At 62.6% G+C, this 21,044-nt stretch carries 22 protein-coding genes; 13 read left to right on the forward strand and 9 right to left on the reverse strand.

The annotated features are described in order from the left end of the window. Positions 1-58 precede the first annotated feature (58 nt). The gene (locus MRBLMU1_RS25350) at positions 59-517 is read left to right on the forward strand and encodes a nuclear transport factor 2 family protein (protein WP_363507538.1); all 459 of its coding nucleotides are present in this window, start codon (positions 59-61) and stop codon (positions 515-517) included. Positions 518-658: 141 nt separating this feature from the next. Here MRBLMU1_RS25350 and MRBLMU1_RS25355 read toward each other — a convergent pair whose 3' ends face one another. Further along, positions 659-1,258: a TetR/AcrR family transcriptional regulator gene (locus MRBLMU1_RS25355; protein ID WP_363507541.1), complete on the reverse strand. Its 600-nt coding sequence runs from the start codon at positions 1,256-1,258 to the stop codon at positions 659-661. 176 nt (positions 1,259-1,434) lie between these two features. Between MRBLMU1_RS25355 and MRBLMU1_RS25360 the strand changes: the two genes are divergently transcribed. After that, positions 1,435-2,490, forward strand: a complete 1,056-nt coding sequence (locus tag MRBLMU1_RS25360) for a sugar phosphate isomerase/epimerase family protein (protein ID WP_363507544.1) — start codon at positions 1,435-1,437, stop codon at positions 2,488-2,490. Between the two features lie 18 nt (positions 2,491-2,508). Continuing rightward, positions 2,509-3,426 (forward strand): alpha/beta fold hydrolase, encoded by a 918-nt coding sequence (locus MRBLMU1_RS25365; protein WP_363507547.1) that lies wholly within the window; start codon positions 2,509-2,511, stop codon positions 3,424-3,426. Between the two features lie 186 nt (positions 3,427-3,612). Here MRBLMU1_RS25365 and MRBLMU1_RS25370 read toward each other — a convergent pair whose 3' ends face one another. Continuing rightward, positions 3,613-4,482, reverse strand: a complete 870-nt coding sequence (locus MRBLMU1_RS25370; protein ID WP_363507550.1) for a LysR family transcriptional regulator — start codon at positions 4,480-4,482, stop codon at positions 3,613-3,615. Between the two features lie 144 nt (positions 4,483-4,626). Here MRBLMU1_RS25370 and MRBLMU1_RS25375 point away from each other — a divergent pair, with 144 nt between their 5' ends. Together MRBLMU1_RS25375 and MRBLMU1_RS25380 are read left to right on the forward strand one after the other, a co-directional pair. Further along, positions 4,627-5,100: a nuclear transport factor 2 family protein gene (locus MRBLMU1_RS25375; protein ID WP_363507552.1), complete on the forward strand. Its 474-nt coding sequence runs from the start codon at positions 4,627-4,629 to the stop codon at positions 5,098-5,100. Between the two features lie 23 nt (positions 5,101-5,123). After that, positions 5,124-6,533: an MFS transporter gene (locus tag MRBLMU1_RS25380; RefSeq protein ID WP_414646117.1), complete on the forward strand. Its 1,410-nt coding sequence runs from the start codon at positions 5,124-5,126 to the stop codon at positions 6,531-6,533. A 40-nt stretch (positions 6,534-6,573) separates the two neighbouring features. Here the strand turns inward: MRBLMU1_RS25380 and MRBLMU1_RS25385 are convergent, their stop codons facing one another. From MRBLMU1_RS25385 to glmS, 4 genes are all read right to left on the reverse strand, one after another. Then, on the reverse strand, positions 6,574-7,467 hold the full coding sequence (locus tag MRBLMU1_RS25385; protein ID WP_363507626.1) for an MBL fold metallo-hydrolase: 894 nt from the start codon (positions 7,465-7,467) through the stop codon (positions 6,574-6,576). Positions 7,468-7,612: 145 nt separating this feature from the next. Beyond that, complete coding sequence (locus MRBLMU1_RS25390) at positions 7,613-8,818, reverse strand: NAD(P)/FAD-dependent oxidoreductase (protein WP_363507558.1); 1,206 nt, start codon at positions 8,816-8,818, stop codon at positions 7,613-7,615. A 96-nt stretch (positions 8,819-8,914) separates the two neighbouring features. Further along, positions 8,915-9,847, reverse strand: coding sequence for a helix-turn-helix transcriptional regulator (locus tag MRBLMU1_RS25395; RefSeq protein WP_363507561.1), 933 nt, complete (start codon positions 9,845-9,847; stop codon positions 8,915-8,917). Positions 9,848-10,160: 313 nt separating this feature from the next. Continuing rightward, positions 10,161-11,990, reverse strand: coding sequence for a glutamine--fructose-6-phosphate transaminase (isomerizing) (glmS, locus tag MRBLMU1_RS25400; protein ID WP_363507564.1), 1,830 nt, complete (start codon positions 11,988-11,990; stop codon positions 10,161-10,163). A 140-nt stretch (positions 11,991-12,130) separates the two neighbouring features. On the opposite strand from glmS, the gene MRBLMU1_RS25405 reads away from it, so the two are divergent. Beyond that, on the forward strand, positions 12,131-12,583 hold the full coding sequence (locus tag MRBLMU1_RS25405) for an Lrp/AsnC family transcriptional regulator (protein WP_363507566.1): 453 nt from the start codon (positions 12,131-12,133) through the stop codon (positions 12,581-12,583). A 389-nt stretch (positions 12,584-12,972) separates the two neighbouring features. On the opposite strand, the gene glmU is transcribed toward MRBLMU1_RS25405, so the two are convergent. Next, positions 12,973-14,337, reverse strand: coding sequence for a bifunctional UDP-N-acetylglucosamine diphosphorylase/glucosamine-1-phosphate N-acetyltransferase GlmU (glmU, locus tag MRBLMU1_RS25410; protein WP_363507569.1), 1,365 nt, complete (start codon positions 14,335-14,337; stop codon positions 12,973-12,975). Between the two features lie 93 nt (positions 14,338-14,430). On the opposite strand from glmU, the gene MRBLMU1_RS25415 reads away from it, so the two are divergent. The 5 genes from MRBLMU1_RS25415 (at position 14,431) to MRBLMU1_RS25435 (ending at position 17,459) form a co-directional block, all read left to right on the forward strand. Next, a complete protein-coding gene (locus MRBLMU1_RS25415; RefSeq protein ID WP_363507572.1) occupies positions 14,431-15,261 on the forward strand; it encodes a DUF6279 family lipoprotein in 831 nt (276 codons plus the stop codon). A 65-nt stretch (positions 15,262-15,326) separates the two neighbouring features. Continuing rightward, positions 15,327-15,983 (forward strand): 16S rRNA (guanine(966)-N(2))-methyltransferase RsmD, encoded by a 657-nt coding sequence (gene rsmD, locus MRBLMU1_RS25420; protein ID WP_363507575.1) that lies wholly within the window; start codon positions 15,327-15,329, stop codon positions 15,981-15,983. 118 nt (positions 15,984-16,101) lie between these two features. Further along, entirely contained in the window at positions 16,102-16,593 is a 492-nt protein-coding gene (coaD, locus tag MRBLMU1_RS25425) for a pantetheine-phosphate adenylyltransferase (RefSeq protein WP_090324204.1), read from the forward strand. A gap of 12 nt (positions 16,594-16,605) precedes the next feature. Further along, complete coding sequence (locus MRBLMU1_RS25430; RefSeq protein ID WP_090324202.1) at positions 16,606-16,860, forward strand: YfhL family 4Fe-4S dicluster ferredoxin; 255 nt, start codon at positions 16,606-16,608, stop codon at positions 16,858-16,860. 5 nt (positions 16,861-16,865) lie between these two features. Beyond that, positions 16,866-17,459 carry a chalcone isomerase family protein gene (locus MRBLMU1_RS25435; protein ID WP_363507578.1) on the forward strand — a complete coding sequence of 198 codons (594 nt, stop codon included), beginning with the start codon at positions 16,866-16,868 and terminating at the stop codon, positions 17,457-17,459. 93 nt (positions 17,460-17,552) lie between these two features. On the opposite strand, the gene MRBLMU1_RS25440 is transcribed toward MRBLMU1_RS25435, so the two are convergent. Next, on the reverse strand, positions 17,553-17,834 hold the full coding sequence (locus MRBLMU1_RS25440) for a hypothetical protein (RefSeq protein ID WP_363507581.1): 282 nt from the start codon (positions 17,832-17,834) through the stop codon (positions 17,553-17,555). 171 nt (positions 17,835-18,005) lie between these two features. Between MRBLMU1_RS25440 and MRBLMU1_RS25445 the strand changes: the two genes are divergently transcribed. Further along, positions 18,006-18,974, forward strand: a complete 969-nt coding sequence (locus tag MRBLMU1_RS25445) for a LysR family transcriptional regulator (RefSeq protein WP_315222652.1) — start codon at positions 18,006-18,008, stop codon at positions 18,972-18,974. A gap of 147 nt (positions 18,975-19,121) precedes the next feature. Here MRBLMU1_RS25445 and MRBLMU1_RS25450 read toward each other — a convergent pair whose 3' ends face one another. Further along, positions 19,122-20,018, reverse strand: coding sequence for an SDR family oxidoreductase (locus MRBLMU1_RS25450; protein WP_363507584.1), 897 nt, complete (start codon positions 20,016-20,018; stop codon positions 19,122-19,124). 99 nt (positions 20,019-20,117) lie between these two features. On the opposite strand from MRBLMU1_RS25450, the gene MRBLMU1_RS25455 reads away from it, so the two are divergent. Next, complete coding sequence (locus tag MRBLMU1_RS25455; RefSeq protein WP_363507587.1) at positions 20,118-21,044, forward strand: AraC family transcriptional regulator; 927 nt, start codon at positions 20,118-20,120, stop codon at positions 21,042-21,044.

Consider the following 21,044-nt stretch of genomic DNA (forward strand, 5'->3'; position numbering starts at 1 on the left):
GTGGCCAGGCTTCACCGCGTCTTGTTATCCACGATTTCCACACTAACCGAGGTTGTCTATGAAGCGCTTTCTAATGTGTTTGTTGTTCGTGGTATCGCCACTGGCGGCGCAGGCAGCCGAGATCGCCGATAGCCAGTTGATCGAAGGTGCCGTACGCGACTATATCGAGTCGCAGCACCAGCCCGATCCGGCCCGCATGGAACGCGCGCTCGATCCCCAGCTCGCCAAACGCACCTATTGGCAGGCGGCCGACGGCACGGAATTCATCATGAAAACCGACATGGATACCATGCTCAAGGTGGCCAGGAACTACAACAAGGATGGCACGAAATTCCCGGAGCGGCCACGGGTGGACATCAGGATCCTCGATATCGACCAGCGCGTGGCGACCGTCAAGTTGAGTGCCGATGAGTGGATCGATTATCTGCACCTGTATAAAAACCAGCGCGGCGAGTGGAAGATCGTCAACGTGCTGTGGCAGTACTACGATACGGCGCGTCAGGTCAGCAAAAAATAAGCTGCAAGCTGCGATCACTCCCACTTGGCGTTGCCGAACAACCCAGCAGCCCGGTCGGTGAACGCACGCATCGCCGGGGAGAGAAAGGGCGTCATGGCGCGTCGACCTGGCGTGCCCGTTCCCGGTCCAAGCGCGCCGGCGCTAGGACCGTTCGCGGCGGGCCAGGTCCAGCGCCGCCATCGCCACCGGAATCATCGCCAGCAGGCGCGCCTCGCCGACGCCGTCCCTGGCCTGCACGGACAAGCCATGCAGGAACGTCGCGTAGCTGTCGCCCAGCGCCTCCACGTCGGTGCCCGGCCGCAGCTCCCCCGCCCGTTCGGCCGCCCGCAGCTTGTCGATGATCGACTGCGTGCGCGCGCGGCGGTGGCCCGCCAGCCAGGCCGCCACCGCATCGTTCTCGGCGGCGCAATTGGCGCCCGCCGCAACCACCATGCAGCCGCGCGCGTCGCGCGCGTACACGGCCACCGCCTCCCTCAGCATGCGTTCTATCGCCGCGCGCGCGCTTTCCTCCTGCCGCAGCGCGTGCGCGGCGAAGCCGCCCTCGCCGGTTTCGTACAGCCCGACCGCCTCGCGGAACAGCGCCTCCTTCGAGCCGAACGCGGCGTAGATGCGCGCCGACGCGATCCCCATCACGGCGACCAGGTCGGCCATGGAGACGCCCTCGTAGCCACGCTGCCAAAACGCGTCCCTGGCCCTTTCCAGGGCAAGATCCCGATCGAATTCCCTCGGCCTGCCAGCCATACGCCACTCCTGCAAAAACACCACGGACCCGCAGTATAACGCCAGCGACGGCCACCCCGTCCGGCGCCGCCCCGCCCGCGCCGGCGCGCCCGGCACTTGACCGGGGACGGGTTTTATCCTATTCTTTGTCGATCGACAAAGAATAGTCTTTGACGTTCAACCGTATCGGATCATCAATGAAAACCATCAAGGGACCCAGCCTGCACCTGGCGCAATTCAGCGACGCCGCGCCGCCTTTCAACGACCTGCCGTCCATCGCCGCGTGGGCGGCCGACCTCGGCTTCAAGGGTGTGCAACTGCCGGCCTGGGACCGGCGCCTGTTCGACGTCGAACAGGCCGCGCGAAGCCAGTCCTACTGCGACGAGGTGGCCGGCATGCTGGCCGGCCACGGCCTGGTCATCAGCGAGCTGAGCACCCACATGTTCGGCCAGTTGGTCGCCGTCCACCCGGCCTACGACGCGCTGTGCGACAGCTTCGCGCCCGCCGAACTGCGCGGCAAGCCGGCGGCGCGCACGGAGTGGGCGCTCGCCCGCCTGGCAATGGCCGCCAAGGCGTCGGGCCGGCTGGGGCTGACGGACATGGGCACCTTCTCCGGTTCGTTCGCGTGGCCCTACCTGTTCCCGTTCCCACAGCGTCCGGCCGGCCTGATCGACGCCGCGTTCGACGAACTGGCCCGGCGCTGGCTGCCGATCCTGGACGCCTGCGACGAGCAGGGCGTCAACCTGTGCTACGAGATCCACCCGAGCGAAGATCTGCACGACGGCGCCAGCTTCGAGATGTTCCGCGAGCGGGTCGGCCGGCACCCGCGCTGCAAGATCCTGTTCGATCCCAGCCACCTCGTGCTGCAGCAGCTCGACTACCTCGACTACCTCGACATCTACAAGGACCACATCCGCATGTTCCACGTCAAGGATGCCGAATTCCGGCCCAGCGGGCGCCAGGGCATCTACGGCGGCTACCAGTCATGGGAAAACCGCGCCGGCCGCTTCCGCTCGCTCGGCGACGGCCAGGTCGACTTCAAGGCGATCTTTTCCAAACTGGCGCAGTACGACTACGCCGGCTGGGCGACGCTGGAATGGGAGTGCTGCCTCAAGCACCAGGACGACGGCGCGCGCGAGGGCGTCGCGTTCATCAATTCGCACATCATCCGCGTCACCGACAGGATCTTCGATGATTTCGCCGGCGCCCCGGTCGCGCCGGGACAGATCCAGCGCCTGCTCGGCATCGACTGACACCAACAGGACAAGCCCATGAACCCATCAAGCAACATCGACTTCCACCACGACTACGTGCGCGTGGACGGCCACCGCATTCACTGCGTGACGGCGGGCGCCGGCCGCCCGGTCCTGCTGATTCCCGGCTGGCCGCAAACCTGGTACGCCTGGCGCCACGTCATGACCGCGCTGGCGGCCGACGGCTTCCTGGCGATCGCCGTCGATCCGCCCGGCAGCGGCCACTCCGACCGGCCGCCGGACGGCTACGACACCGGCGCGGTCGCCTCCGTGCTACACCACGCCATGGCGGCGCTGGGGCACGCGCGCTACGACGTCGTCGGCCACGACATCGGCATGTGGGTCGGCTACGCGCTGGCCAGCGACCATCCGGCGGCGGTGACGAAGCTGGCGCTGACGGAGGCGGTGATACCGGGCCTGGCGCCGGCGCCGCCGATTTTCGTGGCACCGGCCGACAACATCTTCCTGTGGCATTTCATGTTCAACCAGGTCGCGGACTTGCCGGAAATGCTGACGGCGGGCAGGGAGCGCGAGTACCTGCGCTTCATCTTCGACCGCTGGTCGCACCGCCGCGACCGGGTCGCCGTCGACGTCTACGCCGACGCCTATGCCACGCCGGGCGCGCTGCGGGCGGGCTTCGCCTACTACCGCGCCATCCCGGAGACCATCCGCCAGAACCTGTCGCGCGCCACGCGGCGCCTGGCCATGCCGGTGCTGGCGCTGGGCGCCGAGCACGCCACGAACGACGCGCCGCTGCTGACCATGCAGGGCAACGCCAGCGACCTGCGCGGCGCCATCATTGCCGACAGCGGCCACTTCGTCATGGAGGAAAATCCCGAGCAGTTCATCGGTCATCTGCTACCGTTTCTACGGCACGGCAATGCCGGCGCGGGCGCCGGCCTGGTGGACGGCGGGATTGCCGACGCTCAGCGGTGACGTCCATGGAGTGCCGCCGATAAGGAGCACCGCTCGTCGACCACCGGCTTGGCGCCGGTCTCTTGATGGAGTAGGGTGTGTCAGGCCTACTGCCTGACACCGGCCACTGAAGAATAGCTTTCCAGTAGAAGCGTCGCCTCCCTCATAAGGCAATGGCGCGCGTTCCCTGTGACGCGCGCGACTTGGTCAACGGGCTGGAATGGCGGAGTTCGACAGCATGGTATCGGCGATATCCAACAGCGCCCGCAGGCGATCCATGTGCCGCAGGTCATGGTGGTAACCTACCCAGATATCCCTGCCTGGCGGCGGCTCGGGTGTCTCGATGCGCTGTAAGCCGGAGGCTGCATCGCCAAGCGGCCTTGGCAGTACTGCCACACCCATGCCTTGCGCGCACATCCGGGCCTGCACTGCGCGGCTTGTGCTGGTGAAGACACGCCGTGACAGTGGAAACCGGTCAAGCAGCCAGGCCACATCGGGAAAGTGCGACTGCGCCGAATTCATCAGAATGAGTCCGACCGAAGCCGGATCCTGTTGCATCGCGCGCGCGGAGTCGGCCGAGCCGTAAAGACCGTACGGAATGCTCATCAGGCGGCGCTGAACGATGTCGGGTTCCGTGAAGGGCACGATACGGAAGGCCACATCGGCCTCGCGACGCGACAGATCGAGCAGCCGGTAACTGGCGATCACCTCGGGCACAATGGCTGGATGGCGGCGCGTTAATTCAGCCAGCACGGGCGCCAGAACATAGCCGGCAAACCACTCCGCTGAAGATATCCGTAACACGCCTTCGAGACGTTCGTGGTTGCCCGCCAACCGTCGTTCCATGGCCAGCCCGGAATTTTCCATGGATTCCGCCAGCGCCAGCACCGCGTCCCCGGTGTCCGTGAGTACCAGTCCATCCTTGGTCCTGCGGAAGAGCGCCTGCTCCGCCTCATCTTCGAGCGCCTTGATCCGCCGACCCACGGTCGGATGACTTACCCCGAGTCTGCGGGCCGCCTCGCCCAAAGAACCGGAGCGGGCCACCGCCAAAAAAATTCGGACGTCGCTCCATTCCATGTGTGAAACCCCGTTCAAAAATGTACGCCGAATATACAGGAATGGCAGTTCACCGACAAATCTGTTTGCAGCATCATGGCGCTTATCGAGCTGGCCCACCCAGGGTCGGCATTTTCAAATGCTCATTCCTCAAGGAGATTCCCGATGTCAAAAGAACTTGAAGCCCGCCTGGACGCAATCGAAAGCCGTTTCGCCATCGATGCACTCATCGCCAATTACGCGGAAGCGTTCGACACAATGAACATGGACCTGCTAGCAACCCTCTGGCATCCCGACTCGCGCCTATTGCTTGGACAGAATGGCAACTCCGAGGGCCTGGAGGCCATCTTGGCGCAGGCTGAGGTCAACATGAAACGTATGCCGCACATGCATCACTGGATGGCCAACGCGCTGATTACCGTGGAAGGTGATAGCGCTCATGGAACGGTGGCGGCAGACTGCATTTTCTACGACGTCGACCAGGGCCCGTTGCAGGTAAGTGGTCAGTACAAGGATATCTATGATCGACGAAACGGCCGCTGGGCATTCGTCGAGCGCAGGTTCACGATGCACTATGCAACGCCGCTGAAAAATTGGGCCCCGGTGGCAGGCACGGAGCGCTTCGGTCTTCCGGCATGACCCACGCCTTCTCCACTGAAACCATGCAAACGACGACGTCCGCCACCCGGCGCTGGTCGGCTTTTGCGGTGTTACTGGTGGGGGCATTCTTGCCCCCGCTGGACTTTTTCATCGTGAATGTCGCCCTGCCGTCCATCCAGAACTCGCTTCATGCCAGCGCTGCGGAACTACAACTTGTTATTTCCGGATATGCCGCAGCCTATGCGGTCTTCCTCATTACCGGTGGTCGACTCGGTGACCTATATGGCCGACGCAAAATCTTCCTTATTGGCATCAGCGGCTTCGGACTGACCTCGGTATTGTGCGGTCTGGCCACTTCACCGGCCTTGCTGATCGTCGGTCGTATCCTTCAAGGCCTGAGTGCGGCGGCCATGGCGCCACAAGGGCTGGCGTCCATCCACGCGCTGTTTCCGGAGCAAGAGCGTGCACGTGCGCTGGGCCTGTACGGTGCCGCTGTCGGACTGGCAGCGGTGGCCGCGCAAGCGCTTGGTGGTGCGTTGATCTCCGCAGACTTCTTTCACCTGCAATGGCGAATCATTTTTCTGATTAACCTGCCGGTTGTCGCGGCCGTCCTGATTTTCGGGTTCCCGTTGCTGCCCGACGTACGCGGCGATCATCCGGCACCGCTCGACAAAACCGGCATGCTGCTGTGTGCCCTTACGCTCGCCTTGTTGATTGTTCCGCTGGTCGAGGGACGGGAGTTCGGTTGGCCGTGGTGGGCCTGCGCGATGCTCATCGCTTCCCCTGTCGCTGGCGTTTGCTTCTGGAAGTACGAAAAGGCCTATGCCCGTCGAGGCGGGGTCCCGCTCGTCAGCGTTGAGCTGGTCAAGTTGCCTGGGCTGATGAGTGGCCTCGTAGGTGTGCTCTTCTTCTATGTCGTCTCTGCCTTTTTCCTGGTCTTCTCCGTTTATCTCCAATCGGCAATCGGGCTGAGTCCTCTGGAAACGGGGTTGGTCTTTCTGCCCTTCGGCATAGGCGCCTTCATAGGCCCGCTGACGACGCCGCTGGCGATACGCGTTTTCGGCAGGTTCGTTCCTGCCATCGGCATGATGCTCGAAGTCGTCGGCTGCGTAATCCTGGCGGTCATCGTCGCTTCCGCGCCTGCCCGAATGCCCGCCCAGATTCCGCTGGTCATTGCAGTGGGGCTATTGGGCTTCGGTCAAGGATGGGCGCTGCCAACACTCGTGCGCTCTGTCATCAATCGGGCTCCGGCAACCGGCTCCGGGATGATTGCCGGCATCACGAACTCAGCCTTACAGATCAGCGCAGCGCTTGGCGTCGCTGTCATGGGGGGCATCTTCTTCGCCGTGGCAGGAGCATCGCCCGACTCGGTCTCGATGGCCAAAGCGTTAACCGCCTCAATGCTGTGCGTGGCCGCCAGTCTGTCAATCTCTGCGGTCTTTTCTATCGTGGCGTCCAGGCCGGGGCGATAGATGATGTTGCCATTCGCCCCGTGAAGCGGCGGGTTGGCGGTTAGTAATCCCAGATCACCGGCACCCAACGGAAGGCGTCGCCGTCGATGGCAACCCGACTGACGGAAGGGAACGGCAAGTGGGCGGCCACGAGCAGCCCGCCGTTCTCCGCCAGTTCCCGGAACAGGCGCACGCGTACGCGAGCCGCCTCCTCTGGGTCGTGTTCGAAGCCATTTTGCCACTCTGGATGCTCGAACCCGACCGGAAACATGGCGTCGCCGGCGAACATCAGCCGCTCACCATCGGATTCCAGATCGACCACGCTGTGACCAGGTGTGTGGCCGCCGGTGAGACGCACGATCACTCCCGGCGCGACTTCGTACGTGTCGTCGAAAATCCGAATCCGGCTGCGGTATTCATCATAGAAGCTGGCGGCCGTTGAGCGCAGCACATCCGGCACCGGCTTCGGCATGGCCGTGTGGGAGAAATCGGGCGACGTCCAGAACTTGACCTCGGCGGCGGCCACGTGGATGCGCACGTCCGGACGCAGCCGGTTTTTCACGTCATCGACGAGCATCCCGCCAACGTGGTCCATGTGCATGTGGGTAATGATCACGTCGGTCACGGATTCCAGGCTGATGCCGGCGGCCTCCAGGCGCTGCGGAAACTGCCCGGCTCGCGGGAAGCCCGGGAACTGACCTCCCAGCCCCGCGTCGATGAGGATGGTCTGGTCGCCGCTGCGCACCACCATCACGTTCAACGGCCAGTCGAACGTCTGCTGCGGCATGAAATGATCGTCCAGCCAGATTGCCAGGTCGGCTTCGGCGACATTGGTGGCCATCGTCGCGGTGGGTAACGGCAGCACTCCGTCGCTGATGACCAGCACGTCCAGCTTGCCGAGCCTTAACGCGTAACGCGACGGCACCAGCTCCTGTGGCGCATTGATTAAACCCATGTCGGTATGCGTATCACGTTTGATCGGGCTCTTTTTTGTTGGCGCCTGAATATTGCTGACCATTTGATTCATGTTCATCTCCTGTTGAATGTTGCGAATGGTTTGATGCGTGTTGAAACGAGCGCCGTTTATGCGGGCGACAGGTTCACAGGTCGGTGACCCGCTCCGGATCGGCCGACGCCAGCGCGGCGGCGCGCTCGGCCTTTGGCGGATAGATCCAGACGGTGTTGATCTCCCGCTTCGTCTTCTTGGCAACCTCGCCGACCATCTCCACCTTGCGCTCCCAGCCGCGCGTGAACAGCGCGCCGGCTTCGCCGAGGTCCAGACAGGTGACGTAGGCCTTCTGGTGGTAGGGTTTGGTCGGCACGCCGAGCAGCTCGGCTGCGGCGTTGTTACCGGCAAAAGCGCCCATCCTCGTGGCGTGCTGGCAAGACATCAATGCGAAGTTGCCTTCGTCGTCGCAGGCGGCGCGGGCGGCGTCGCCGGTGGCGAAGACGCCTGGAACGCCCGGCACGCGCAGGTCGCGGTCGACCAGCAGCCGGCCGGAATTGTCGCGCTCAGCGGTGATTTGTTCGTTCAGCGGGGCGGCGCGAATGCCCGCCGCCCAAATGACGGTCTCGGTCCCGATGTGTTCGCCGCTGGACAAGGTGATGCCGGATTTGTCGAGCGAGGCGACGCCGACGCCGAGGCGTGTCTCCACGCCGAGCTTGCGCAGCGCGTCGTCGATGACGGGGCGGGAATCGGGGCCCATGTCGGGTGCGATCACATTGTTGCGGTCGACGATGATGACGCGGGTCTGGACATCGTTGCCGAGTATCCTGCGCAGCCGCGCCGGGATTTCGGTCGCCGCCTCGATGCCGGTGAAGCCTCCGCCAACCACAACGACCGTGTCGCGCCCGTTCGTGGCGGGACGGCCGGCCAGGCCGTGCACGTGCTTGTCGAGGGCGAGCGCGTCGTCGAGCGAGTCGACGCTGAAGCTGTGCTCGGCGAGACCGGGTATGTTCGGACGAAACAGCCGGCTACCCGAAGCCACGACGAGGCGGTCGTAGGAGAGCGACTTGCGTCCCCCTTCCCGGGTCGCGATGCCTACGGTGCGGGAGTTGGCGTCGACCGTCTCGGCGCGGCCTTGCACATACACAACGTCGGTGGCATTGAACAGCTCCAACAGCGACGCGGTGAGGGTTTCGGGATTCGGTTCGTAGAGCCGGGGGCGGACCACCAGCGTCGGTTCTGGAGATACCAGCGCGATTTCCAGTTCCTCCGGTGTAACGCCCCGGATATCGCGCAGGCGGGCGGCGGAAAGCGCGGCGTACATGCCGGCAAAGCCGGCCCCTATGATGACGAGTCGCATATGACTTACTCCTTTGGTGATGGGCACAGCCATAATGTAGCTAGCCGCACACGCGAGCGCTCCATCGCGATTGACCTCGTTGCAGCGCGATTGCTGCTAACGCGCGCGCCGGCGCCATTCGCTCGGCGTTTCGCCGGTGAGTTTGCGGAACCCGGCGGCAAAGGCGGTTTGCGAGGCATAGCCAAGCGCCGCCGCAACCGACATGACGGATGCGTCGGTGTCCCGCAGCATGGTCATGGCTTGCTCGAGCCGGTGCTGGCGCAGCCAAGCATGAGGCGCAAGCCCGGTGCTTTCCTTGAAGGCGCGACAGAAGTGAAACCGCGACAGGCTGGCCTCCGCTGCGAGCGCCGCGAGCGAAACGTCGGCGTCGTTGTCCGAACGCAGGCGTTCGATCGCGCGACGAAGGGCCTTCGGCGCCAGCCCGCCCCTGATCGGCTGAACCGTTGCCGGTGAGCCGATGTGCGCGGCCAGCAGCCGCGTGGCCAGCAGGTCTATCAGTTGCTGCCTGAACAGCGTATCAAGAGCCTCATTGCCTTCCAGGAAATCGGACACGCTCAAGAGCAAGCGCGATGTGATGGGATCGGGCTGCGCGGTGCGCTCGAGCAGTTCGACCGGAGCGGCGATCCCGGCTTCGTCGGCGATGCGCGCGAGCGATGCATGCGGAAGATAGAGCGTAATGATATCGACAGGTTTCGGGATATCCCATCGGGAGCTTGAGGCTTGCGGAATGATGATCACCACCCCGGGGCGAAGCGTTCCAATCGCCGTCGATCTTCCCGACCGACGTTGCATGCGCTGCACTGTGCCGTTGTAAGCCATGACGACGTGGTGGATCATGGGGCCGACGACGTCGTGCAAGGGATCATGTTTCCAATGGGCGATACCGGCGCCGGACTGGTCCAAGGTCATGCGCAATGGCGTGGTTCCGAGCACCCGCGCCATCTCCTTGTCGGCTGGACGTGCATCGGCAATTGGCAAGTCGCTCTCGCGCGCCTCGAAATAGTCGCGTGAGATCGGTGACGTTTTCATGCTTCGGGCCTGTCAAGGTAATGGGTGACGCCCTGTGCGTCTCCCATACCTGTAAGACGGCTGCCCCGACCGGTTTGTGACAGGTTGCCGAGCTATCTTGTTCGGCAAAAAAAACGCCAACCGGTGGAACGGGTTGGCGTTTTTGCGGAACAGTCTGCGTGTGGTAAATAGAAGAGTTTGTTTTCCTAGGAAAAATCACGTAACACTTTGAAATATAAAGATTTTATTGAGTAGGGAATATTCACTCATTGGCATCAAAAAACCCGACGGACTTTATTGTCTCGATTCAACACTCAGCTTGACGGTTCCGCGCTTACTCCACGGTCACCGACTTGGCCAAATTCCGTGGCTTATCCACATCCGTCCCCCGCGCCAGCGCCGAGTGATACGCCAGCAGCTGCAACGACACCACGTGCAGGATCGGCGACAGCAAACCATAATGCTCCGGCAAGCGGATCACGTGGATGCCTTCGCCGGAGGTGATGCGCGAATCGACGTCGGCGAACACGTACAGCTGGCCACCGCGCGCGCGCACCTCCTGCATGTTCGACTTCAACTTCTCAATCAGCGCGTCGTTCGGAGCGATGGTGACGACCGGCATTTCCTCGGTGACCAGCGCCAGCGGGCCGTGCTTCAACTCGCCGGCCGGATACGCCTCGGCGTGGATATACGAAATCTCCTTGAGCTTGAGCGCGCCTTCGAGCGCGATCGGGTAGTGCATGCCGCGCCCGAGGAACAGGGCGTTTTCCTTGCGCGCGAAATCGTCGGCCCAGGCGATGATCAACGGCTCCAGCGCCAGCACGGCGGAGATCGCGACCGGCAGGTGGCGCATCGCTTTCAGATGCTGCGCTTCCTCGGCGTCGGTGAGGCGGCCATTGATTTGCGCCAGCGACAGCGTCAGCAGGAACAGCGCCGCCAGCTGCGTGGTGAAGGCCTTGGTCGAGGCGACCCCGACTTCCACGCCAGCGCGCGTGATGTAGGCCAGCTTGCATTCGCGCACCATGGCGCTGGTGGCGACGTTGCAGATGGTCAGCGTGTGCTCCATGCCGAGGCTGCGCGCGTGCTTGAGCGCGGCCAGCGTGTCGGCCGTTTCGCCGCTTTGGGAGATGGTGACGACTAAGGTATTGGGATGCGGCACGCTGTCGCGGTAGCGGTATTCGCTGGCGATTTCGACGTTGACCGGGATCTTGGCGACCGATTCGATCCAGTATTTGGCCGTCAGGCCCGAGTAGTAGCTGGTGCCGCAGGCGAGGATGAGGACGCGGTCGATCTGCTTGAAGACGTTGTAGGCGCCGTCGCCGAACAGTTCCGGCATGATGCCGGTGACGCCTTCGAGCGTGTCGCCGATGACGCGCGGCTGCTCGAAGATTTCCTTTTGCATGTAGTGGCGGTACGGGCCCAGCTCGGCCGCGCCGGTGTGCGCCTGCACGGTTTTGACTTCGCGCTGCACCGGCTTGCCGTCGGCGTCGACGATCCAGGTGCGGCCCAGTTGCAGGTCGACCACGTCGCCTTCTTCCAGGTAGATGATCTGGTCGGTGGTGCCGGCCAGCGCCATGGCGTCGGAGGCGACGAAGTTTTCGCCCTGGCCGATGCCGACGATCAGCGGCGATCCCTGGCGGGCGGCGACCACGCGGTGCGGCTCTTCGCGGCTGAAAACGGCGATGGCGTAGGCGCCGTGCAGGCGTTTGACGGCGTGCTGGACGGTGTCGAACAGGTCGCCGTTGTACATGTGGTCGACCAGGTGGGCGATCACTTCGGTGTCGGTCTGGCTTTGGAAGACGTAGCCGAGCGCGGTCAGTTCGGCGCGCAGTTCGTCGTGGTTTTCAATGATGCCGTTGTGGACCAGGGCGATGCGCGCCTGGTCGGCCGAGGGCGAAAAGTGCGGGTGGGCATTGTGCGAGGCGGGGGCGCCGTGCGTGGCCCAGCGCGTGTGGGCGATGCCGGTGAAGCCTTTCATGTGCGCTTCGTCGATCTGCTTTTCCAGGTCGGCCACGCGCGAGGTGCTGCGCGAGCGTTGCAGTTGGCCGTCGACGTGCAGGGCGACGCCGCAGGAGTCGTAGCCGCGGTATTCCAGGCGCTTGAGGCCTTCGATCAGGATCGGGGTGATGTTGCGTTGCGCTACCGCGCCGACGATGCCGCACATAGAAAACCTCTTCTGTTAAGTTAGGAGGCCATCGTAGAGCAGCCTCTGTGAAATATGCTTTCTTATTGACTCATCTTCTGAAATAATCTTTCATCACTTCGATATCATGAAATATTATTTCATTTAGACGGGAAAATTTTATGGATGAGATAGATCGTCGCATTCTCAACGTGCTGCAGGTTGATGCGTCGCAAACCAATAGCGAGCTGGCGCTGGCTGTCCATGTATCGCCGCCGACCTGTCTGCGCAGGGTCAAGCAGTTGACGGAGTCCGGGGTTATCCAGCGGCAGGTGGCGATTGTGGCGCCGGAGAAGGTGGGGCCGAGCTTGACGGCGATTGTGGAGATTTCGCTGGATGTTCAGGCGGCCGAGCGTATGGCGGAGTTCGAGGCGCATGTGGCGGGGGAGGATGCGGTGCTGCAGTGTTATCGCGTGGCGCCCGGGCCGGATTTCGTGCTGATCGTGCAGGTGGCGGATATGCCTGCTTATCATGCGCTGGCGCATCGGTTGTTTGCGACACGGACCAATGTGCGGAATGTGAAGGCATATTTTTCGACGTTTCGGAGTAAGTTTGAGACGCGGATTGCGGTTTGAACGGTTGTCCTCCGTTTCTCCCTTGCTTGTGCACAGGGTTGTTCACATCTCTGTTTTCTTTGCTGGACTTTTCCCAGTGTTTGCACAGCTTGTTCAGGGGCTTTGCACTCGCTTATACCCAGCTTTATCCACATTTAAAAGTTATCCTGCGTTACTCACATGATTTCCCACAGGTTTATCCACAACATGGCTGACATCACGGCTGAGTGCGGCTTTGCGGATCACCGGCGCTCACCGGGATGAAGTTGTTCCGGTGTTTTCCCCTGCTTATACCCGGGTTCTTCAGGGCTTATCAGCAGGCTTCTCCACATCTTTATCCACAAATAAAAAAGCCGGGATAGTTATCCCGGCTTGTTCGAGTGGATATCCACATGGTTGTCCACATCACCTCATTTTGGCTTCTTGACCGGACGGCTCCAGTTTTCGATCGTGACTTGGCGCGGACGGGAAATCGTCAGCTTGCCGGCCGGCGCGTCCTTGCTCAGGGTGGTGCCGGCGCCCAGGGTGGCGCCCTTGCCGACGGTGACCGGGGCGATCAGTTGGCTGTCGCTGCCGATGAAGGCGTCGTCCTCAATGACCGTGCGCGACTTATTCACGCCGTCATAGTTGCAGGTGATGGTGCCGGCGCCGATGTTGACGCGCGAGCCGATGGTGGCGTCGCCGATGTAGGCCAGGTGGTTGGCCTTGCTGTGCGCGGCGACCTGGCCGTTCTTGATTTCGACGAAGTTGCCGACGTGGACGTCCTCGGCCAGCACCGTGCCCGGACGCAGCCGGGCGTACGGGCCGATGATCGAGACTTCGCCGACCACCGCCTCTTCGATATGGCAGAAGGGCTTGATCTGGGCGCCGGCCAGGATGCGGGCGTTGACGATGACGTTGTGGGCGGCGACGCGCACGCCGTCACCCAGCTCGACCTTGCCTTCAAACACGCAGCCGACGTCGATGGTGACGTCGCGGCCGCAGATCAATTCCCCGCGCACATCGATGCGCGCCGGGTCCATCAAGGTCACGCCCTGTTCCAGCAACTTGAGGGCGATGTTGCGCTGGTGGATGCGTTCGAGCTCGGCCAACTGCACTTTGCTGTTGACGCCGGCCACTTCCCACTGCGCCGACGGTTGCGCCGAGACCACCCGCACGCCGTCGGCCACCGCTTGCGCGACGATGTCGGTGAGGTAGTACTCGCCCTGGGCGTTGTTGTTCTTGAGCGCGCCCAGCCAGCGCTTCAGGTGCGCGGTCGGCGCGACCATGATGCCACTGTTGATTTCCTTGATGGCGCGCTCGGCGTCGGTGGCGTCCTTCTGCTCGACGATGCGGACGATCTCGCCTCCCTCACGCACGATGCGACCCAGGCCGAACGGATCGTCCTGCTCGACCGTCAGGATGCCCAGCTTGTCGTTGCCGGCGACGTCGACCAGCGCCTGCAGCGAGGCGCTCGTCGTCAGCGGCACGTCGCCGTACAGGATCAGGGTCGGCACGCTGTCGTCCAGCTCCGGCAGCGCTTGCATGACAGCGTGGCCGGTGCCCAGCTGCGGCTCCTGGAGGGCGGTGGCGACCTTTTCTGGCTGCTTGGCCAACAGTTCCTGCACGGCAGCGCCCCCATGTCCGTAAATAACGCATAATCGGCTGGCACACAGGCTGCGCGCGGTATCGAGCACATGCGAGAGCAATGGCTTGCCGGCCAGTGGATGCAAAACCTTGGGCAGCGCGGATTGCATGCGTTTGCCCATACCCGCGGCGAGAATAACGACGTTCATAAGAAGCCAGATAGAGTGAGTGAGTAAATGCAAAAGTCTAACATGTCCCAAAACGGTAACCGAACGCTAAGCCGCCTTTTCCTGATTGCGCTCATGACCGTGCTGGCCGCGTGCAGTTCGCTACGCCTGGCCTATAACAATGGCGACACACTGCTGTACTGGTGGCTGGACGGTTACGTCGATCTGACCTCCGATCAAAAAGGCTGGGTGCAGAAGGAGATCGACAAGCTGTTCAGCTGGCACCGCAAGACCCAGTTGAACGACTACGTGCATATCCTGCAAACGGGGCAGAAGCAGCTGGCCGGCAACCTGACGGCCGCCGACCTGCAAGCCGACTACGACGATATCAAAGGCCGCACGCAGAAGCTGCTGCTGAAGGCGGCGCCGGAACTGGCCGGCCTGGCGACTTCGCTAGAGCCGGACCAGATCGACACGCTGGAGAAGAAGTTCGCCTCCAACCTCGACGACTTCCGCAAGAAGAACATGAAGGGCGACAAGGAAGCCCAGCAGAAATTCCGCTACAAGAAATCGATGGAGCAGTTCGAGCTGTGGTTCGGCAATTTCTCGAAGGCACAGGAGGAAGAGATCCGCAAGGCTTCCGACGCCCGCCCGCTGGACAATGAAATCTGGCTGAACGAGCGCAAGCGCCGCCAAAACGCGATCCTGACCCTGGTGCGCAAGGTACAGCAGGAGAAGTTGAGCAAGGAGGCGACCATTCCGCTCATCAATACGCTGATCAAGGATTCCTTCAACCGTCTGGAGAACTCCGAGCACAAACAGTTCTTCGAGGCTTCCGAGCAGGGTAGCTTGCAGCTGATTTTGACGGTGGTGAAGATCGCCACGCCGGAGCAAAAGGCGCACGCGCAGAAGCGCATGCAAGGCTGGATCAACGACTTCCGCAGCCTGGCGGCGGAGGCCCGCTGACCAGCGCCAGCAAGCCCGTATGGTATAGTGGACCCTGTTGAATCAATGACTTAGAACACAGCCACATGCCAAAGAAGCCAGCAAGCAAAGCCGCAAAACCCGCAAAAGTCCCGGTCCACGGTCCCCAGCACAGCAACCAGGTGCGCATCATCGGCGGGGCGTGGAAACGCACTCCGCTGCCGGTATTGAGCGCGCAAGGCTTGCGGCCGACGCCGGACCGCGTGCGCGAGACGGTGTTCAACTGGATCAACCACCAGCGCGATGCCAACTGGGCCGATGCGCAGGTGCTGGATCTGTTCGCCGGCAGCGGCGCGCTCGGTTTCGAGGCGGCCAGCCGGGGCGCCAAGTCGGTCATGATGATCGACTCCAACGTGCCGGTCGTGCGGCAGCTCGATGAAATCAAGACCAAGCTGAAAGCGGACAATGTGCAGATCATGCGCGGCGACGCGTTGGCGGTTGCGCAGTCGGCCGCCGCCCGCGGCCAGAAATTCGACCTGATTTTCCTCGATCCGCCGTATCAGCAAGAGTTTTTGGAGCGCTGCCTGCCGCAGTGCACAAGACTCTTGAAAGAGGGCGGCCTGGTGTACGCCGAGTCCGGCGCGGCGCTGGAATTCGAAGCGGAAGCGACGCCGGACTGGATGGCCCAGTGGGAAGTGATCCGCGCCGACAAGGCGGGAATGGTATTCTTCCATTTGCTCAAGCTGAAGGAATTAGTGGCTTAGTAACAACTCAGTTGCTATTTAATTGCTACTTATTCTCCCTAAACTGCCCGATATTAAGGCAGACATCGTTTTTCAGGCATAATGCGCGTTCTATATTGGTGCACTGCAGGGAGCCGCAATGGTAGTAGCTGTTTATCCAGGAACGTTCGATCCGCTGACCCGTGGTCATGAAGATCTGGTGCGTCGCGCATCGGGTCTGTTCGACACGCTGGTGGTCGGCGTCGCCGACAGCAAGAACAAGAAACCTTTCTTTTCACTGGAAGAACGCCTGACCATCGCCAACGAAGTGCTGGGCCATTATCCGAACGTGAAGGTGGAGAGTTTCTCCGGTCTGTTGAAGGATTTCGTGCGCGCGCACGATGCCCGCGTCATCGTCCGCGGCCTGCGCGCCGTGTCCGACTTCGAATACGAGTTCCAAATGGCGGGCATGAACCGCTACCTGCTGCCGGACGTCGAAACGCTGTTCCTGACGCCGTCCGACCAGTACCAGTTCATCTCCGGCACCATCGTGCGCGAAATCGCCGTCCTGGGCGGAGATGTCTCCAAGTTTGTTTTCCCATCGGTCGACCGCTGGCTGCAAAAGAAAATCGCAGCCACCCAGACCGAATAAGCGAGTTCCGTCATGGCCTTAATGATCACCGACGACTGTATCAATTGCGACGTTTGCGAGCCCGAGTGCCCGAACGACGCGATCTACATGGGCGCGGAAATTTACGAAATCAATCCGGATAAATGCACCGAGTGCGTCGGCCACTTCAATGAGCCGCAGTGCCAGCAAGTCTGTCCGGTCAGCTGCATCCCCTTCAATCCCGCCTGGCGCGAGACCGAAGAGCAGCTGCGCGCCAAATACGAGCACCTGCAGGCCGCCAAGGCTTGACCGCCATGCGACGCCGACAACTCATCAAGAGCCTGGTGGCAGGCGCCGTAATGGCCGCCTGCGTCCAGCCGCCCGCGTTCGCCACTGTCGAGGTGGCCGGCGCCAAGTTCGACGACATCGCCACCGTGGCCGGCAAGGAGCTCAAGCTGAACGGCGCCGGCCTGCGCAAGAAGGTCATTTTCAAGGTGTATGCGGCCGCGCTGTACCTGGCCGAAAAGAAAACCACCGTTCCCGACGTGCTCGGCGCCACCGGCCCGCGCCGCGTCAGCATCATCATGCTGCGCGACGTCACCTCGGACGACTTCGGCAAGGCCTTCATGGAAGGCTTGAGCTCCAACACCGACAAGATCGAGCGCACCCGCATCCTGCCGCAGACGATGAAGTTCGGCGAAGTGTTCGCGCAGATCCAAACGCTGAAAAAAGGCGACCAGATGCTGCTCGACTGGATACCGGGCGAGGGCACCCAGTGCTATCTGAACGGTAAAAAGCTGGGGGATTTGATGCCGGATGTGGCGTTCTATAACGCCGTGCTGCGTATCTGGCTGGGCGACAAGCCGGTGGACAGCTCGCTCAAGCCCGCCCTGCTGGGCGAGCGCTAAAACCAAACCCGCATACTTTTAGCGATACGCTTGCGTCACCGCTTAGGGGTCGGACCCGATGGGTCCGACCCCGCATGGCCGTGCGGGGTAATCTTAAGCGCGCGAAGCCATCGCGCGCAGCTCGGCGGCATGGCTCGCACCGCATTCGCTGGTGTTAAGCATACGCTTGAGCATCATCGCATCGCGCATCTGGCGGCGCTGCAGACGTTCTTCCTTGGTCAACTTCGGCTTCACGATCAGCACGGCGGCGCGCGCGCAGCCGCGCAGCAGCGGTTTGAACAAAACCAGCAGGCCCACGGTGACAACGGCGGCCAGCGCCAGCTGTATGGCGGTGATGAACGAAAGAGCTTGCAGTACTGAGATGATGGTAGACATGATAGACCGGTGCATTTAGAATCAGTGTAACTATAGTGCAGCGCAGCATAAGTATCCAATTTACTTCCACGATAACAATTATTCGTTTAGTGAATGGCAAAGCTTATCCTTGACGAGAAATCTGTATTTCTCGATACTGTCTTATCCTATTTTCATACTACCTGAGCCAACATGAGCTTTTTGACGCTGGACTTGAATTTGTTACGCGTCTTCGACGCCGTGATGACAGAACAAAATCTGACACGCGCGGCAGGCCATCTGGCCATGACCCAGCCCGCTGTTTCGAACGCTATCAAGCGTCTGCGCGAGAGCCTGGGCGACGAATTGCTGATACGCACCGCCTACGGCGTCAAGCCAACGCCGCGCGCCGAATCACTGTGGCCGTCCGTGCGCAGCGCGCTGGCCAGCCTGGAGGCGGCGGTGGCGCCGGAGACCTTCGACGTCTCCGCCGCCCACGCGACCTTCCGCATGGCCATGGCCGACGCCACCGCCGCCTTCTGGCTGCCATCGCTGATGCGCTCGATCGAAAGCGAAGCGCCCGGCGTGAACGTGCGCATGGTGCCGCTGACCACGCGCGAACCACGACCGATGCTGCTGCGGGGTGACATCGACCTGGCGGTCGGCTTCTTCCCTGGTGTGGCGGCGCAGCTGTCGTACGAGACGGGTTCGCCGATCCGCCATGAGCGGCTGTATTCCGGGCATTACGTTTGCGTGATGCGGCGCGACCATCCGCTGGCCAAGGTCGAGCTGAACCTGGACAACTACTGCAAGGCCAATCACCTGCTGGTGAGTTTTTCGGGCCGCGCGCATGGCCTGGTCGACGAGGCGCTGGCGCAAATCCAGCGCGAGCGGCGGATTCTGCTGACGGTGAATCAATTCTTCACGGCGGGCCGTGTGGTGGCGAACTCGGATCTGATCACGGTGTTGCCGCGTCACTTGATCGCCTCGACGGGCATGACGGATGCGTTGATCGCCAAGGAATTGCCGTTCCAGCTGCCGGCGGTCCACCTGGACATGCTGTGGCACGAACGCGATGCGCGCAGCCCGGCGCACAAATGGCTGCGTATGCATCTGGAAGGCATGAACCAGGTCGCGGCGCGGACGGCGCCAGGCAGCGCGCCAAAGAAAGACACCGCCTGATCCTTGCACCGATGACCTTCAAATACCTCGGAGGCACGTAGGGCGGATTAGCGCAGCGTAATCCGCCATGTATGCGTTTCGACGGCGCATGCAATGGCGGATTACGGCGTTCCGCCTAATCCGCCCTACGTGGATCCTCGGGTGAGGTCAATCGCTGAAATACGCCGCGCGGTCCAGATCCTCGAGCAATCCCGGATGCGCCGGCGCCCACCCCAACCCTTGCCGTGTCGCCTCGCTCGACGCCAGCCAATCGGTGCCAAAAAACCGCCCCAGCCAGCCGAAATGCCCGGCCGCCTGCTCTCCCGACAACCCCACCACCGGCAAATTCAACCGTCTGCCGATCACCTCGGCGATTTGCCGCGTCGCCACGCCTTCCTCCGCCACGCCGTGATAAGCCGTGCCCGCCACGCCGTCTTCCAGCGCCAGCCGGTACAGCCGCGCCGCATCGCGCCGATGCACGGCGGGCCAGCGATTCATTCCGTCACCGATGTACGCCGACACTCCCTTTTCGCGCGCGATGCCGATCAGCGCCGGCACAAAGCCATGATCGCCGTCGCCATGCACCGACGGCGGCAGGCGGACCACCGACGCGCGCACGCCGCGCCCGGCCAGCGCCAACGCGACCTGTTCGGAAGGAACGCGGTACGCGCCGACAGAGCCCGGTATGGCCGCATCGTGCTCCGCTACGGGCCGGCCCGCCGCCAGCACACCGATCGCCGACGTCACCACGAACGGCTTGCCGGAGCCCGCCAGTGCGGCACCGATCGCCTCGATCGCCGCCAGGTCGATCCTGGCCGATGCGGCCATGTTCGAAAAGTCGTGGATGAACGCCGTGTGGATCGCGCCGTCGCAGGCCTGCGCCGCCGCCGCGAGGGTGGCCGGCGCCGATAAATCGCCGCGATGCGCCTCGGCGCCGGCAAGCGCCACCCTGGCCGCTGCGTCGTCGCCGCGCGCCAGCGCCAGCACCTGGTGCCCGGCTTGAATCAATTCTTCCACAACGGCGGAACCGACAAAGCCGGTCGCTCCGGTCACAAATACCCGCATGATCATCTCCCTGGATAGCTAAGGTGGCCATGATAGAACCGGTACGAAATCCGATCCATGCTATAAAGTCCATGTTATCTTCGCATTCGTCCAAATTCCATGGATCCACTTTCCGATGTCCTGGCGCTGCTCAAGCCGCGCAGCTATGTATCGGCCGGCTTCGACGCCGGCGGCGACTGGGCGGTCCGCTATCCGCCCAATATTGGCATCAAATGCTATTCGATCGTCTCCGGGCAATGCTGGCTGGCCGTCGATGGCGTCGCCGAACCGAATTTGTTGAAGGCCGGCGATTGCTTCCTGCTACCTGGCGGACGCCCGTTTGTGATGGGCAGCGACCTATCGCTGCCGGCGACCGATTCAGCGGAAGTGTTCGCGGCCCCGCGCGTCGCCGGGGTCATCCGGCACAACGGCGGTGGCGGCTGCCTGATGGTCGGCAGCCGCTTTTTCCTCGGCCACAGCCATGGCGACATCCTGCTGGCGATGCTGCCGCCGGTCGTGCATCTGCGGCAGGAGGCGGATCAAGCGGCACTGCTGTGGTCGGTCACGCGCATGATCCAGGAGCTGCATGAACAGCGGCCCGGCAGCTCGCTGATGGCCGAGCATCTGGCGCACATGATGCTGATACTGGCGCTGCGGCTGCACATGGAGGAGGGCGCGAAATCCGCAGGCGTGGACGCGGGCGTGGGCTGGCTCTTCGCGCTGGCGGATCGTCAGATGGGAGCGGTGCTCAGCGCCATGCACGCGGAGCCGGCACATCGCTGGACGCTGCAGGCGCTGGCGCAGCGCGCCGGGATGTCGCGCTCGGCTTTCGCGCTGAGGTTCAAGACAATGGTGGGGGCTTCGGCGATGGAGTATCTGACGCGCTGGCGCATGCTACTGGCGGGAGATAAATTGCTTAACACCAGTGCGCCGATTTCGGTGATCGCGCCGTCGCTAGGCTATGAATCGGAAAGCGCCTTCAGCACGGCCTTCAAGCGAGTGATGGGGTGTTCGCCACGGGATTACGTGCGCAGAACAACCCCATAA

The sequence above is a fragment of the Burkholderia sp. LMU1-1-1.1 genome, assembly GCF_040675865.1.
Taxonomy (GTDB): Bacteria; Pseudomonadota; Gammaproteobacteria; order Burkholderiales; family Burkholderiaceae_D; genus Rugamonas.

Excerpts from the sequence above, each read along its gene's own strand:
- MRBLMU1_RS25350 (WP_363507538.1), top strand. The coding sequence starts at position 59 with ATGAAGCGCTTTCTAATGTGTTTGTTGTTCGTGGTATCGCCACTGGCG.
- MRBLMU1_RS25355 (WP_363507541.1), bottom strand. The coding sequence starts at position 1,258 with ATGGCTGGCAGGCCGAGGGAATTCGATCGGGATCTTGCCCTGGAAAGG.
- MRBLMU1_RS25360 (WP_363507544.1), top strand. The coding sequence starts at position 1,435 with ATGAAAACCATCAAGGGACCCAGCCTGCACCTGGCGCAATTCAGCGAC.
- MRBLMU1_RS25365 (WP_363507547.1), top strand. The coding sequence starts at position 2,509 with ATGAACCCATCAAGCAACATCGACTTCCACCACGACTACGTGCGCGTG.
- MRBLMU1_RS25370 (WP_363507550.1), bottom strand. The coding sequence starts at position 4,482 with ATGGAATGGAGCGACGTCCGAATTTTTTTGGCGGTGGCCCGCTCCGGT.
- MRBLMU1_RS25375 (WP_363507552.1), top strand. The coding sequence starts at position 4,627 with ATGTCAAAAGAACTTGAAGCCCGCCTGGACGCAATCGAAAGCCGTTTC.
- MRBLMU1_RS25380 (WP_414646117.1), top strand. The coding sequence starts at position 5,124 with ATGCAAACGACGACGTCCGCCACCCGGCGCTGGTCGGCTTTTGCGGTG.
- MRBLMU1_RS25385 (WP_363507626.1), bottom strand. The coding sequence starts at position 7,467 with ATGGGTTTAATCAATGCGCCACAGGAGCTGGTGCCGTCGCGTTACGCG.
- MRBLMU1_RS25390 (WP_363507558.1), bottom strand. The coding sequence starts at position 8,818 with ATGCGACTCGTCATCATAGGGGCCGGCTTTGCCGGCATGTACGCCGCG.
- MRBLMU1_RS25395 (WP_363507561.1), bottom strand. The coding sequence starts at position 9,847 with ATGAAAACGTCACCGATCTCACGCGACTATTTCGAGGCGCGCGAGAGC.
- glmS (WP_363507564.1), bottom strand. The coding sequence starts at position 11,990 with ATGTGCGGCATCGTCGGCGCGGTAGCGCAACGCAACATCACCCCGATC.
- MRBLMU1_RS25405 (WP_363507566.1), top strand. The coding sequence starts at position 12,131 with ATGGATGAGATAGATCGTCGCATTCTCAACGTGCTGCAGGTTGATGCG.
- glmU (WP_363507569.1), bottom strand. The coding sequence starts at position 14,337 with ATGAACGTCGTTATTCTCGCCGCGGGTATGGGCAAACGCATGCAATCC.
- MRBLMU1_RS25415 (WP_363507572.1), top strand. The coding sequence starts at position 14,431 with ATGACCGTGCTGGCCGCGTGCAGTTCGCTACGCCTGGCCTATAACAAT.
- rsmD (WP_363507575.1), top strand. The coding sequence starts at position 15,327 with ATGCCAAAGAAGCCAGCAAGCAAAGCCGCAAAACCCGCAAAAGTCCCG.
- coaD (WP_090324204.1), top strand. The coding sequence starts at position 16,102 with ATGGTAGTAGCTGTTTATCCAGGAACGTTCGATCCGCTGACCCGTGGT.
- MRBLMU1_RS25430 (WP_090324202.1), top strand. The coding sequence starts at position 16,606 with ATGGCCTTAATGATCACCGACGACTGTATCAATTGCGACGTTTGCGAG.
- MRBLMU1_RS25435 (WP_363507578.1), top strand. The coding sequence starts at position 16,866 with ATGCGACGCCGACAACTCATCAAGAGCCTGGTGGCAGGCGCCGTAATG.
- MRBLMU1_RS25440 (WP_363507581.1), bottom strand. The coding sequence starts at position 17,834 with ATGTCTACCATCATCTCAGTACTGCAAGCTCTTTCGTTCATCACCGCC.
- MRBLMU1_RS25445 (WP_315222652.1), top strand. The coding sequence starts at position 18,006 with ATGAGCTTTTTGACGCTGGACTTGAATTTGTTACGCGTCTTCGACGCC.
- MRBLMU1_RS25450 (WP_363507584.1), bottom strand. The coding sequence starts at position 20,018 with ATGCGGGTATTTGTGACCGGAGCGACCGGCTTTGTCGGTTCCGCCGTT.
- MRBLMU1_RS25455 (WP_363507587.1), top strand. The coding sequence starts at position 20,118 with ATGGATCCACTTTCCGATGTCCTGGCGCTGCTCAAGCCGCGCAGCTAT.